Source organism: Pseudomonas sp. RIT-PI-AD (assembly GCF_025642785.1).
GTDB lineage: Bacteria > Pseudomonadota > Gammaproteobacteria > Pseudomonadales > Pseudomonadaceae > Pseudomonas_T.
In genome coordinates this window covers 53,257-65,203 of record NZ_JANZKU010000020.1, presented here as the reverse complement: position 1 = coordinate 65,203, position 11,947 = coordinate 53,257, and the positions used below count along the sequence as shown (strand labels likewise).

Sequence of the window (11,947 nt, the reverse complement as noted above, 5' to 3'; positions counted from 1 at the left end):
GTAGGCAAGGCCGGCACCGACAGTCCGGAACCCGAAGAAAAACCTGGCAATCCGTTGCCTTTCACTTATCGTATACGAAATACATTATTCAGCCCCGGAGGCACCCATGAGCAGAAGCGTCAGTTGGAGCGGCGTTTTCCCCGCCGTCACCACCCAATTCAATGCGGACTTCTCGATCAACCTGGAAGCCACCCACGCGGTCATCTCCAACGTCATCCGCGATGGCGTGTCGGGCCTGGTGGTCTGCGGCTCGGTCGGCGAGAACACCTCGCTGAGCGCCGAGGAGAAGATCGCCGTCACCGAAGTCGCCGTCGACGCCTCCAAGGGCCGCGTGCCGGTGATCTGCGGCGTCGCCGAATTCACCAGCGTGCAGGCGGCCAAGGTGGCCAACGCGGTGAAGCAGGCCGGGGTCGACGGCGTGATGCTGATGCCGGCGCTGGTCTACGGCTCCAAGCCCTACGAGACCGCCGAGCACTACCGCTACGTGGCGAAGCACGCCGACGTGCCGCTGATGGTTTACAACAACCCGCCGATCTACAAGAACGACGTCACCCCGGACATCCTCATCTCCCTGGCCGACTGCGACAACGTGGTCTGCTTCAAGGATTCCTCCGGCGACACCCGCCGCTTCATCGACGTGCGCAACGAAGTCGGCGACCGCTTCATCCTCTTCGCCGGCCTCGACGACGTGGTCCTGGAAAGCCTGGCCGTCGGCGCCGAGGGCTGGGTGTCGGGCATGTCCAACGTGTTCCCCAAGGAAGGCGAGACCATCTTCCGCCTGTGCAAGGCCGGGCGTTTCGCCGAAGCCATGCCGATCTACGAATGGCTGATGCCGATCCTCCACCTCGACGCCCGCGCCGACCTGGTGCAGTGCATCAAGCTCTGCGAGGAACTCGCCGGCCGCGGTGGCGCCCTGACCCGCCCGCCGCGCCTGGCGCTGCGCGGCGAGGACCGCGCCCACGTCGAGGCGATCATGGTCAAGGCCCTGGCCAACCGCCCGAGCCTGCCGGACGTGGGGCTCTGAGCGAGGCGCCACGGCGTTACCGGCCCGGACGACGCACGCGCTCGGGCCCGGCTTCACCCGGGCCGGAGCCGATCCTTCGGCCACACCCGCACAGCGGGCGTCTGTCCGCCAGAAGCGCACAGGCCTCGCCCGCCGCCGTCGCGCCCCACCGGCGTGGCGGCGCATCCGTCCGCGGGGCTCGCCCCGCTTCCCGTCGCCGCCCTGTCGCGGCGGCCCGCCCGGCTCACGAGGCCGGGCGCCTGTTTTCCGGCCGCCCGGCCTTCGACGCGGCGTGCTCCACCTCGCCCCTCGGGACCGGACCCGGTTTCGCCACCTTCTCAGGAGAACCCCATGCAGCTACTCGGCCACAACTACATCGGCGGCGCGCGCAGCGCCGCGGGCGAGGTACTCGTCCACAGCCTCGATGCCAGCACCGGCGAAACCCTGCCCTACGCCTTCCACCAGGCCAGCCCGGCCGAAGTGGACGCCGCGGCGAACGCGGCGGCCGCCGCCTACCCGGCCTATCGCAGCCTGTCGGCCGCGCGCCGCGCCGAGTTCCTCGACGCCATCGCCGCCGAGCTGGACGCCCTGGGCGATGACTTCGTCGCCCTGGTCGGCCGGGAAACCGCGCTGCCCGCCGGGCGCATCCAGGGCGAGCGCGGCCGCACCAGCGGGCAGATGCGCCTGTTCGCCCAGGTACTGCGTCGCGGCGACTTCTACGGCGCGCGCATCGACCGCGCGCTGCCCGAGCGCCAGCCCCTGCCGCGCCCGGACCTGCGCCAGTACCGCATCGGCCTCGGCCCGGTGGCGGTGTTCGGCGCCTCCAACTTCCCCCTGGCGTTTTCCACCGCCGGCGGCGACACCGCCGCGGCCCTGGCCGCCGGCTGCCCGGTGGTGTTCAAGGCCCACGGCGGCCACATGGCCACCGCCGAGTGCGTGGCCGACGCCATCCTGCGCGCCGCCGGGAAAACCGGCATGCCCGCCGGGGTGTTCAACATGATCTACGGCGGCGGGGTGGGCGAGGCCCTGGTCAAGCACCCGGCGATCCAGGCGGTCGGTTTCACCGGCTCGCTGCGCGGCGGTCGCGCCCTGTGCGACATGGCGGCGGCGCGGCCGCAGCCGATCCCGGTGTTCGCCGAGATGAGCAGCATCAACCCGATGATCCTGCTGCCCGAGGCCCTCGAGACCCGCGGCGAGGCCATCGCTCGCGACCTCACCGCCTCGGTGGTGCTCGGCGCCGGCCAGTTCTGCACCAACCCGGGGATGGTCATCGGCATCCGCTCGCCGGCCTTTTCCGCGTTCCTCGAACGCTTCGCCGCGTCGATGGGCGAACAACCGGCGCAGACCCTGCTCAACGCCGGCGGCTTGAAGAACTACTGCCACGGCCTGGACGCCCTTCACGCCCACCCCGGCGTCCGCCACCTGGCCGGTGCCCGGCAGGAAGGCCACCAGGCCCGGCCGCAACTGTTCCAGGCCGACGCCCGTCTTCTGCTGGACGGCGACGAACTGCTGCAGGAAGAAGTCTTCGGCCCGACCACGGTGGTCGTCGAAGTGGCCGACGAGGCCGAACTGGTGCGGGCCCTGCACGGCCTGCGCGGCCAGCTCACCGCCACCCTGATCGCCGAACCGGGCGATCTGCAGGCCTTCGGCGCGCTGCTGCCGCTGCTGGAGCAGAAGGCCGGGCGCCTGCTGCTCAACGGCTACCCGACCGGCGTGGAAGTCTGCGACGCCATGGTCCACGGCGGCCCCTACCCGGCCACCTCGGATGCCCGCGGCACCTCGGTCGGCACCCTGGCCATCGAGCGCTTCCTGCGCCCGGTGTGCTACCAGAACTACCCCGACGCCCTGCTGCCGGACGCCCTGAAGGACGCCAACCCGCTGGGTATCGAGCGGCTGGTGGACGGCCGCGCCAGCCGCGAGGGGCTGTAGGCGAGTGGCGTGAGTGGACGAACAAGCCGACCCGAGGGTCGGCTTTTTTGTGGGGCGGTGGGGGGATTGAAGGCGGATAGCTGGGGTCAGGTCGGTGTGTATCGGCGCGTGATTGGGCTGGACGCGTTGGAGTCGGGCGAGGGGCTTGGGATGGTGTCTCAAGGTTGGAGGGATGAAGGGGGCGGCGTGGCAAAGGCTTGTCTCGGTGGTGCTTGGTCGTGGGGAGTCTTCGCGGCTGAAGCTGCTCCCACGCCTACATCCCCTCAGCGCCGTCGTCATCGCAGGCATTCAAATATCCAGCCATCAGCTCGCGCGCTCTTGCCAGCCCTCTAACCCTCCACCCCCTTGCGTGGGAGCGGCTTCAGCCGCGAAAAGGCGTCCACCCCGGATCGCGGCGGCTTCAGTGGCTCACGTGAGATCCCCCTCGACCGCGAGCCCGAACCTGCTTCCCACTGGCGCCCGCGTCACTGGGCAAAGCCCGCGCCGCTTGACTCGATGCGGCGGTACCCGGACATTTCCCCCTCACCCGGACCAGGGCGGATGCCGGACCATCCGATCTTCCAGCTCACCGTCGGCGGCTACGTCGGGGTCCGTTGGTCTTCCGCAAGAGGAAACAGGCATGAAGCAGAATCTGGTGGTATTCAGCCGGGCCTCGTCCGACGAGGTGATGGCCGACTTGCGCGAGCGCTACGCCGTGAGCGTGTTCCTCGATCCCCTGGGGGCGGACCGCGAGGGGTTCGTCGCCGCGCTGGCCGAGGCCGACGGGCTGATCGGCGCGGGCGCCCGGCTGGATCGCGAGGTGCTGCGGCACGCCAGGAAACTCCGGGTGATCTCGTCCATCTCCGCCGGCTACGACAACTACGACCTGGAGTACCTGAAGGAACGCGGCATCCGCCTCACCCACACCCCGGATGCGGTCACCGAGACCACCGCCGACACCGGCTTCCTGCTGCTGATGATGGCCGCCCGGCGTGCCCTGGAACTGGCCACGCTGGTTCGGCAGGGGCAGTGGAAGGCCGGCATCGGCGAGGCGCATTTCGGCGTCGACGTACACGGCAAGCGCCTGGGCATCGTCGGGCTGGGGCGTATCGGCGCGGCCCTGGCCCGGCGTGCGCACTTCGGCTTCGGCATGTCGATCCTCTACAGCGGCCACCGCGACAAACCCCAGTACGAGCAGGCGTTCGGCGCCCGCCGCCTGCCCTTGGACGAATTGCTGGGGGAGGCCGACTTCGTCTGCGTCTGCGTACCCCTGACCGCGGAGACCCGCCATTTGATCGGCGCGCGGGAGTTCGGCCTGCTGCGCAAGGACGCGGTGTTCCTCAACATTTCCCGTGGGGCGGTGGTGGACGAGGCGGCCCTGGTCGACGCGCTGAGGGCCGGCCGCTTCCGCGCCGCCGGGCTCGACGTGTTCGAGCGGGAACCCCTGCCGGCCGATTCGCCGTTGCTGGAACTGCCCAATTTGGTGGCCCTGCCGCATATCGGCTCGGCGACCCATGAGGCGCGCGCGCTGATGGCGCGCACCGCGGCGGACAACCTGATCGCCGTCCTCGAGGGCCGCGAGCCGGCGTATCCGGTCGCCCTCTGAGCGGTGGTGCGGCGGCTGTCGCGCGCCATGTATCAAGGCCTTTACCAAGGCCTTACCCAGGGCTGACAACCGGGCCGCCACGCACGAGGGATAATGGCCGGGCGCAAGGTCCGCTTGCGTTTCCCGAGGAGGTGTCAGATGTCTTCCCCCCTGTTGCGTACAGGCCTCGCCGGCCTGCTCTCGCTGATGCTCGCCGCCCCCGTGCTCGCTGGGCCCGGTGGCCCGGGACCGGGCGGTCCCGGCTTCGGTGGGCCCGGTTTCGGGCATGGCGGTGGCGGGCCTTCCTTCGGGCCGCGCCGCGGTCATGGCTTGCCGGACGCGGCCCGGGAAATCTGGATCGGCAGCACCCTGTACTTTCTCGCCGCCGGGACCTACTACCTGTGGAACGCGCCGCGCAAGGAGTACGTGGTGGTGACCCCGCCGCCGGCGGTGCAGACGGTGGCGGTCGGCAACTACGAGGTGATCGCCTACCCGGCCCGCGGCCAGAGCGCCGACCAGCAGGCCCGTGATCGCTACGAATGCCACAGTTGGGCAGTCGGCCAGAGCGGCTTCGACCCGGCCAGCGCCCAGGCCGCGCCGCCCTACGCCATGGCCGACGTCTACCGGCGCGCCTTGGGCGCCTGCTTGTCCGGACGCGGCTACAGCATCAACTGAGGCTCAGGCGGTTTCCGCCGTTCGCAGCGGCGGCGGAACCTGTTTCACCCGGCTGGAGAGGACGATGGCGGCGATGATCAAGGCGCCGCCGGCGAACATCCGCGGGGTCGGTTGCTCGCCGAACAGCCACCAGGCGAAGGCGATCCCGTAGACCGGCTCCAGGGCGAACACCAATGCCGCGTTGCGCGCGTTGAGCACGTGCAACGCGGAGACGAACAGGCTGTGGGCGACGCCGGTGCAGAACACGCCCAGCGCCGCGATCCACACCCAGTCCATGGGGCGGACCCCGGGGATCGCGTTCCAGGCGAAGGGCAGCAGGCAGAGCACGATCGCCAGGTTCTGGCACAGCGCCGCCTGCATCGGGTTGAGGCCCCTGACCGTGGCACGGTTGGCCAGGGTCAGCAGGGCGAACAACAGCCCGGAGGCCACCGCCCAGAGCAGGCCGCCGGTCGCGTCGCTGGCCAGGTCGAAGCTCGGCGTGACCAGGACCAGGCCGAGGGTCACCAAGCCCACCAACGACCATTCCAGGGGGCGGATGCGCTCGCGGAACAGCAGCCCCTCGAGCAGCACGGTGAAGGCCGGAAAACTGGCGAAGCCCAGGGTGGCGATAGCGACCCCGGAAACCTTCACCGCGTGGAAGAAGGTCAGCCAGTGCGCCCCCAGCAGCAGCCCGGCGCCGGCCAGCATGACCAGGCGCCGGCGGTCCAGCGGCCGCTCCCCGGCGCGTCGGCGGCTGAAGGGAATGAGGCTGAGCACGGCGAACAGCGCGCGGCCGAAGACAATCGCCAGCGGCGCCGCCAGCGCCAGTTTGCCGAACACCCCGCTGAGCCCGAAGGCCAGGGCGCCCAGGTGCAGCCCGAGCAACGCGCGACGGGGCGTCATGCCAGGCGCGCGCCATTGGGCAACGGCTTGTCGAAACCGGCCAGCACCACCTTGTCCTCGGCATCGTAGACGCCGGTGACCAACACTTCCGAGCGAACCCCGGCGACGCGCTTCGGCTCGAGGTTGCAGACGCACAGCACCTGGCGACCGGGCAGTTCCTCGGCGCGGTAATGGGCGGTGAGCTGCGCGCTGGAGGTCTTGATCCCCAAGGGGCCGAGGTCCACCTCGAGGATGTACGCGGGCTTTTGGGCTTTTTCGTTGGGGCGGGCGGAGAGTAGGGTGCCGACGCGCAGTTCGACGCGTTCGAAATCCTGCCAACTGAGGGTGGACATTGCGATCCTCGGAGGTCGATCAAACGAGGCCGTGCGACAGCGTCGCGCGGCGGACGTGGCCAGTCTAGGGAAACCGCTGCGGCGAATCTGTCGCATTACTCGCGGGAATTGTCGCGGCCCTCGCGGCGCAAGGCGCGGGGCGAGGCCCCGAACTCGCGGACCAGCGCCGCGGTGAAGGCGCTCTGCGAGGCATAGCCGACCCGCGCGGCGATCTCGCCGACCGCCAGCGAACTGCTCATCAACAGTTCGCGGCCCCGCACCAGGCGCCGTCGACGGACGAAATCCATCGGCGTTGCGCCGGTCTCGGCGAGGAAGCGCAGATGGAAGCGCGCGGCCGAAAGGCCGCACAGGCGCGCCAGATCGGCGACTTGCAGTGGGTGGGCGGCGTGCTGGTCGATATGCGCGCACAGCGCCTCCAGGGGCAGGCGCCGTGGCTCGGTGGCTTCCGGGTGGTTCTGGCTGAGGCTGGCGAGGAGCAGGGCGGCACCCTGTTCGGCGATCACCGCATCCTGCACCGGGCTGCCCGCCAGCCAGGCGACCAATTGGCCCTGGGCCGGGTTCAAGCGCAGGGTGCCGGGTCGCTCGATCAGGCGCTGGCAGGCGTCGGCGTGCCCGCTCAGGCGTTCCCGCAGCCAATTCCTGGGCGGGACGTCGAGCACCAGGCAGCGGCTGCCTTCCGGGCTACCGCAGGCGTGGTGCTCGCCGGCCGGGATCACCGCCAGGGACTGCCGCACCACCAGGCTGCCGCGCCCGGCCACTTCGAAATCCAGTTGCCCGCAGAGCCCGAACACCAGTTGCGGATGGGCGTGGCTGTGGGCGATGAGCTCATGATCGTAGTGGCGCAGGGAGAGAATCGAAGACATCGCGGCTTCCTCGGCGGATACCGCAGTCTACCCAGAATGGCCCCTGCCGGGCGCCGAAGATGCCCGCGAAAAAGGCCCGACGGTCGCAGAGGGATTTCGGACGGCGACGCGGCGGGTGAATCGTCCTAGAGAATGACCTTGTCCTTGAGTTTTTCCGCGGCCTTCTGCAAGGCCTCGATCACCCGTTCCTTGTCGAAGTTCTGGATGCCGTTGGTGTCCAGGTACATGGAGAAGCCCGGCAGCTCGTGCTCAACGTAGCTGGAGCTCGCGCCCAGGTCGCGGCGGAAGTCCACCACCTGGTAGATCTGCACCGGGCGGGTGAAGCCCTTCACGCTGATCTGGCCCTTGTCGCGGCACATGATCACGTCCTTGACCAGGGAATAGGTCTCGTGGGAGATCAGGATTTCCCCGGACTCGGCGGCGCTTTCCAGGCGGCTGGCGAGGTTCACCTCGCGGCCGATGATGGTGTAGTCCATACGCGTGTCGGCGCCGAAGTTGCCGACGGTGCAGTAGCCGGTGTTCAGCCCCATGCGGATCTCCAGGGGTTTGGTGATGCCCTGGGCGCGCCACTGCTGGCGCAGCACCTTCATGTGCTTGCGCATGGCGATGGCCATGGACACCGCCAGCACCGCGTCCTTCTTGGCGCCCTGGGAGGTGGGGTCGCCGAAGAACACCATCACGCTGTCGCCGACGAACTTGTCGATGGTGCCGCCGTACTTCAGGGCGATTTTCGACATTTCGTTGAGGTAGGTGTTGAGCAGGTCGGTCAGGGCCTCGGCTTCCAGTTCCTCGCTCAGCTCGGTGAAGCCCTTGATGTCGGAGAAGAACACCGTGAGTTTCTTGCGCTGGGTCTCCAGGCGCACGCTCTTCTTGCCGCTGAAGATGGTTTCCCACACCTGGGGCGAGAGGTACTTGGCCAGGTTGCGCGCGAGCCGGGCGGCCTTTTCTTGTTCGCGGGTGATTTCACCCCGCGCCTGCGCCAGGCGCAGGCCCTGTTGATGGACGAAATAGGCGGTGATGCAGATGTACAGCGTCGTGAACAGGGTGCTCACCAGGGAGACCAGCACCGGCGTGGCGGCGTTCAGTTCAGGGCGGAAGCTGACGCTGGTGAGCACTACCGTGCTGGCGGCCACCAGCAGGGCCAGGCCGAGGTAGCGCAGCCCGCCGATCATCAGCGCGCTGAAACTCAGGGTGAGCAGGAACATGATCCCCGGCACCACGGAGAAGCCCAGCAGCACCGCGCCGGCGCCCGCGTGCACGGCATCGATGAACAGCAGCACCAGATGCGCCTGCCGTGGATGGTCGCGCTTGTAGCGCAGGCTCAGGTGGTGGGCCAGGTGCGGGTAGAGCAGGGCGTAGGGGACCATCCACAGCAGATCGTAGGTGAAGTGCTGGACGTAGGTGCCGGCCGCGATGCTGGCGGCGGTGGCGATGTAAGCCAGAACCCGCGAATAGTATTCGCGCAGCAACGGGATGGGCAGGTTGCTGAGACGATCTGGTACGACTGACTTCATGGATGGAAACGATCCCTGCTGGATAGGCGCTGCGATGGAACGCGGCTTTGCAAGACCCAAGCCAAACCTTCGGCGGGTGGGGGATCATAACCAAGGGTGATGGGACCAGCCAAGGACCGGGGCGCCGGCGCGGCACGCCGGGAGTCGCCGAAACCCCGGGCGAGGCTCTGGGACGCGGGCGCCGCCCGTCCGCTCGTCTTGGCTCAGAAACGGATGCGCCCGGTGAGGGCGTCCTTGAGCATCACCCAGTCGCCCAACAGGCTGTAGAGCGGGTATTGGAAGGTGGCGGGGCGGTTCTTCTCGAAGATGAAGTGCCCGACCCAGGCGAAGCCGTAGCCGGCCAGGGGCATCGCCAGCAGCCAAAGCCATTGCTGGGTGGCCAGCGCGTAGAAAAGGATCGCCAGTACCAGCAGGCTGCCGGCGTAATGCAGGCGGCGACAGACCGGATTGCTGTGTTCCTGCAGGTAATAGGGGTAGAACTCGGAAAATCGGCTGTAACGCTCGGCGGCTCGAGTGCTCACGGGGCACCTCCTGTTGTTATGGTCGGCCAGTCGGGTGCGCGGCGGCATCCCTGTCCCGCAGTCTAGGCGGATGCCGGGCGCCGGGCAGTGACAATGGGTGCCAGTCTAGTATCCTTGCCGGCGACCGGTCTTTTCCGGCCCGTGAATCACCTCGAACAAGAAGGCGCCATGAGCGAACGCACCACCTCGTCGAGCTGGGCTTCGGGCATCGTCCAGGCCCTGGAAATGGGCGGGGTCGATTGCCGCCGGCTGTTTCGCGAGCTCGGCCTCGACTACGCCGCCCTGGCGGACGCCGACGCGCGTTTCCCCCAGGACGCCATGACCCGGCTCTGGGAGCGCGCGGTGGCGCTGTCCGGCGATCCGGCGATCGGCCTGAACATGGCCAAGGGCGTGCGCCCGGCGGCCTTCCATGTGGTGGGCTACGCGCTGATGTCCAGCCGTACCCTGAAGGAAGGGTTCGCCCGCCTGGTGCGCTACCAGCGGATCATCGCCGAGGGCGCCGACCTGCATTTCCGCGCCAGCGGCGATGCCTATGTGTTGAGCCTGGCGATCCATGGCGACCGCCTGCCGCCGGCCCGGCAGAGCGCCGAGGCGTCCCTGGCCTACGCGTTGACCTTCTGCCGCTGGCTGACCGGGCGCCCGATCACGCCGCGCGAGGTGCGCCTGCAGGGCCCCGCGCCGGCGAATCCGGAACCCTACCGCCAAGTCTTCCAGGCGCCACTGGTGTTCAATGCCGACCATTACGGGCTGATCTTCGAGCGCGCCGACATGGAGAGCCCGCTGCCCACCGCCAACGAGGCGCTGGCGCAGTTGCACGATCGTTTCGCCGGGGAGTACCTGGCGCGGTTCTCCGAAAGCCGGGTCACCCATCAGGCGCGCCAGGTGCTGTGCCGCCTGCTGCCCCAGGGCGAGCCCAAGCGGGAGAGCGTCGCCGCGGCCTTGCACCTGTCGCAGCGTACCTTGCAGCGGCGCTTGCAGGAGGAGGGCAGCAGCTTCCAGGAACTGCTCGACGTCACCCGCCGCGACTTGGCCGAACAGTACCTCGCGCAGCCCAAGCTGACCCTGCTGGAAATCGCCTACCTGCTGGGGTTCGCCGACCCGAGCAACTTCTTCCGTGCCTTCCGTCGCTGGTTCGGCATCACGCCCGGCGAGTACCGCGCGCGGCTGTGAGGCGGGCCTCAGTGACGCCAGAAGGTCGGCGTCAGCAGCACCAGCACGGTGATGATTTCCAGGCGCCCGAGCAGCATTCCCACCGACAGCATCCATTTCGCCGCGTCCGGCAGGCTGGAGAAATTCCCCGCCGGCCCGATGATGTGGCCCATGCCCGGGCCGACGCCGCACACGGTGCTGGCCGCGCCGGACAAGGCGGTGATCCAGTCGAGCCCGGTGAGGGTCAGGCCCAGGGCGATCACCGCGATGGTGATGGTGAAGAAGAACGAGAAGGTGATGATCGAACGTACGATCTCGTCGTCGAGGTTGTGGCCGTTGTACTGCTGCTTGATCACCGCGCGCGGGTGCACCAGTTGCTGCAGGTTGGCGCGCAGCAGCACCCAGGCCACCTGGAAGCGGAAGATCTTCAGCCCACCGGCGGTGGAGCCGGAGCAGCCGCCGATGAACCCCAGATAGAAGAACAGCATGATCGAGAAGCTGCCCCACAGGGTGTAGTCGCCAAGGGCGAAGCCGGTGGTGGTGACCACCGAGGTGACGTTCACCGCGACGATGCGGAAGGCGTCCAGCCAGGGCATGTCCGAATGCAGCCAGTACCACAGGCTGAAGCCGAACCAGGTCACCAGCAGCAGGCCGAGCAGCCCGCGTACCTGCTGGTCCTTCCACAGCGCCAGGCGGTGGCCGCGCAGGGTCGCCACGTAGAGGGTGAAGGGCAGGCTGCCGAGGATCATCACCACCACCGCGACCCAGTGCACCGCCGGCTGTCGCCATTTGGCCAGGGACAGGTCCGAGGTGGAGAAGCCGCCGGTGGAGATCGCCGACATGGCGTGGTTCACCGCGTCGAACGCGCTCATCCCGGCGGCCCAGAAACCGAGGCTGCCGAGCAGGGTGATGCCGACATACACCGCCAGGATGTACTTGGCCACCATGTGCGAGCGCGGCATCACCTTTTCCGACCAGTCCGAGGATTCGGTCTGGAACAGGCGCATGCCGCCGACCCGCAGCAAGGGCAGGATCGCCACCGCCATGCCGATGAAGCCGATGCCGCCCAGCCAGTGCAGCAGCGAGCGCCAGATCAGGATGCCCGGCGACATGCCGTCGAGGCCGCTGAGAATGGTGGCGCCGGTGGCTGTCACCCCGGACATGCTTTCGAAGAACGCGTCGGTGTAGCTGATGTGCTGGATCATCAGCAGCGGCAGCGCGGCGAAGCCGCATACCGCCATCCAGCTCGCGGTGGTCAGGAAGTACATGTCCCGCGGGCGCAGGTTGATCGATTGCGGACGGCCCGGCAGCACCAGGGCGAGCCCGGTGGCGAAGGTGATCAGGCTGGCCCAGAGGAAGGAGTTGAGGTCGTCGCCACGGTCGTAGGCCAGCAGCGTCAGCATGGGGATCGTCATGCTGATGGCCAGGGTGATGAGGAAGATGCCGATGATGAAACCGATGATGCGCAGGGTCGGCAAAGCCATGGGAGAACTCGGTCACGCGGACGAAGGGCGC

At 68.6% G+C, this 11,947-nt stretch carries 11 protein-coding genes; 5 read left to right on the top strand and 6 right to left on the bottom strand.

Annotated elements, in window-relative coordinates:
- The first annotated feature begins 106 nt into the window (after positions 1-106).
- The 4 genes from OGL92_RS16745 to OGL92_RS16730 all read left to right on the top strand — a co-directional run bounded on the left by OGL92_RS16745 (position 107) and on the right by OGL92_RS16730 (position 5,171).
- The gene (locus OGL92_RS16745) at positions 107-1,024 is read left to right on the top strand and encodes a dihydrodipicolinate synthase family protein (RefSeq protein ID WP_263145606.1); all 918 of its coding nucleotides are present in this window, start codon (positions 107-109) and stop codon (positions 1,022-1,024) included.
- A 330-nt stretch (positions 1,025-1,354) separates the two neighbouring features.
- Positions 1,355-2,932, top strand: a complete 1,578-nt coding sequence (locus OGL92_RS16740; RefSeq protein ID WP_263145604.1) for an aldehyde dehydrogenase (NADP(+)) — start codon at positions 1,355-1,357, stop codon at positions 2,930-2,932.
- Positions 2,933-3,551: 619 nt separating this feature from the next.
- Positions 3,552-4,517, top strand: a complete 966-nt coding sequence (locus OGL92_RS16735; protein ID WP_263145602.1) for a D-glycerate dehydrogenase — start codon at positions 3,552-3,554, stop codon at positions 4,515-4,517.
- Positions 4,518-4,655: 138 nt separating this feature from the next.
- The gene (locus tag OGL92_RS16730) at positions 4,656-5,171 is read left to right on the top strand and encodes a hypothetical protein (protein WP_263145601.1); all 516 of its coding nucleotides are present in this window, start codon (positions 4,656-4,658) and stop codon (positions 5,169-5,171) included.
- 3 nt (positions 5,172-5,174) lie between these two features.
- On the opposite strand, the gene OGL92_RS16725 is transcribed toward OGL92_RS16730, so the two are convergent.
- The 5 genes from OGL92_RS16725 to OGL92_RS16705 form a co-directional block, all read right to left on the bottom strand.
- Positions 5,175-6,053 carry a DMT family transporter gene (locus OGL92_RS16725; protein WP_263145598.1) on the bottom strand — a complete coding sequence of 293 codons (879 nt, stop codon included), beginning with the start codon at positions 6,051-6,053 and terminating at the stop codon, positions 5,175-5,177.
- Positions 6,050-6,385: a tRNA-binding protein gene (locus OGL92_RS16720; RefSeq protein WP_263145595.1), complete on the bottom strand. Its 336-nt coding sequence runs from the start codon at positions 6,383-6,385 to the stop codon at positions 6,050-6,052. The genes OGL92_RS16725 and OGL92_RS16720 overlap by 4 nt, the downstream gene beginning before the upstream one ends.
- Before the next feature lie 95 nt (positions 6,386-6,480).
- Positions 6,481-7,248, bottom strand: coding sequence for an AraC family transcriptional regulator (locus OGL92_RS16715; protein WP_263145592.1), 768 nt, complete (start codon positions 7,246-7,248; stop codon positions 6,481-6,483).
- Positions 7,249-7,373: 125 nt separating this feature from the next.
- Positions 7,374-8,762, bottom strand: coding sequence for an adenylate/guanylate cyclase domain-containing protein (locus OGL92_RS16710; protein WP_263145589.1), 1,389 nt, complete (start codon positions 8,760-8,762; stop codon positions 7,374-7,376).
- Positions 8,763-8,965: 203 nt separating this feature from the next.
- A complete protein-coding gene (locus tag OGL92_RS16705) occupies positions 8,966-9,283 on the bottom strand; it encodes an Mpo1-like protein (RefSeq protein WP_263145586.1) in 318 nt (105 codons plus the stop codon).
- A 168-nt stretch (positions 9,284-9,451) separates the two neighbouring features.
- On the opposite strand from OGL92_RS16705, the gene OGL92_RS16700 reads away from it, so the two are divergent.
- The gene (locus tag OGL92_RS16700; protein ID WP_263145584.1) at positions 9,452-10,453 is read left to right on the top strand and encodes an AraC family transcriptional regulator; all 1,002 of its coding nucleotides are present in this window, start codon (positions 9,452-9,454) and stop codon (positions 10,451-10,453) included.
- 8 nt (positions 10,454-10,461) lie between these two features.
- Here the strand turns inward: OGL92_RS16700 and OGL92_RS16695 are convergent, their stop codons facing one another.
- Complete coding sequence (locus OGL92_RS16695; RefSeq protein ID WP_263145581.1) at positions 10,462-11,916, bottom strand: TrkH family potassium uptake protein; 1,455 nt, start codon at positions 11,914-11,916, stop codon at positions 10,462-10,464.
- Positions 11,917-11,947: the final 31 nt, after the last annotated feature.

Coding starts and splice junctions, on each gene's coding strand:
- OGL92_RS16725 (WP_263145598.1), bottom strand. CDS start 6,053: ATGACGCCCCGTCGCGCGTTGCTCGGGCTGCACCTGGGCGCCCTGGCC.
- OGL92_RS16740 (WP_263145604.1), top strand. CDS start 1,355: ATGCAGCTACTCGGCCACAACTACATCGGCGGCGCGCGCAGCGCCGCG.
- OGL92_RS16730 (WP_263145601.1), top strand. CDS start 4,656: ATGTCTTCCCCCCTGTTGCGTACAGGCCTCGCCGGCCTGCTCTCGCTG.
- OGL92_RS16710 (WP_263145589.1), bottom strand. CDS start 8,762: ATGAAGTCAGTCGTACCAGATCGTCTCAGCAACCTGCCCATCCCGTTG.
- OGL92_RS16735 (WP_263145602.1), top strand. CDS start 3,552: ATGAAGCAGAATCTGGTGGTATTCAGCCGGGCCTCGTCCGACGAGGTG.
- OGL92_RS16745 (WP_263145606.1), top strand. CDS start 107: ATGAGCAGAAGCGTCAGTTGGAGCGGCGTTTTCCCCGCCGTCACCACC.
- OGL92_RS16695 (WP_263145581.1), bottom strand. CDS start 11,916: ATGGCTTTGCCGACCCTGCGCATCATCGGTTTCATCATCGGCATCTTC.
- OGL92_RS16720 (WP_263145595.1), bottom strand. CDS start 6,385: ATGTCCACCCTCAGTTGGCAGGATTTCGAACGCGTCGAACTGCGCGTC.
- OGL92_RS16700 (WP_263145584.1), top strand. CDS start 9,452: ATGAGCGAACGCACCACCTCGTCGAGCTGGGCTTCGGGCATCGTCCAG.
- OGL92_RS16715 (WP_263145592.1), bottom strand. CDS start 7,248: ATGTCTTCGATTCTCTCCCTGCGCCACTACGATCATGAGCTCATCGCC.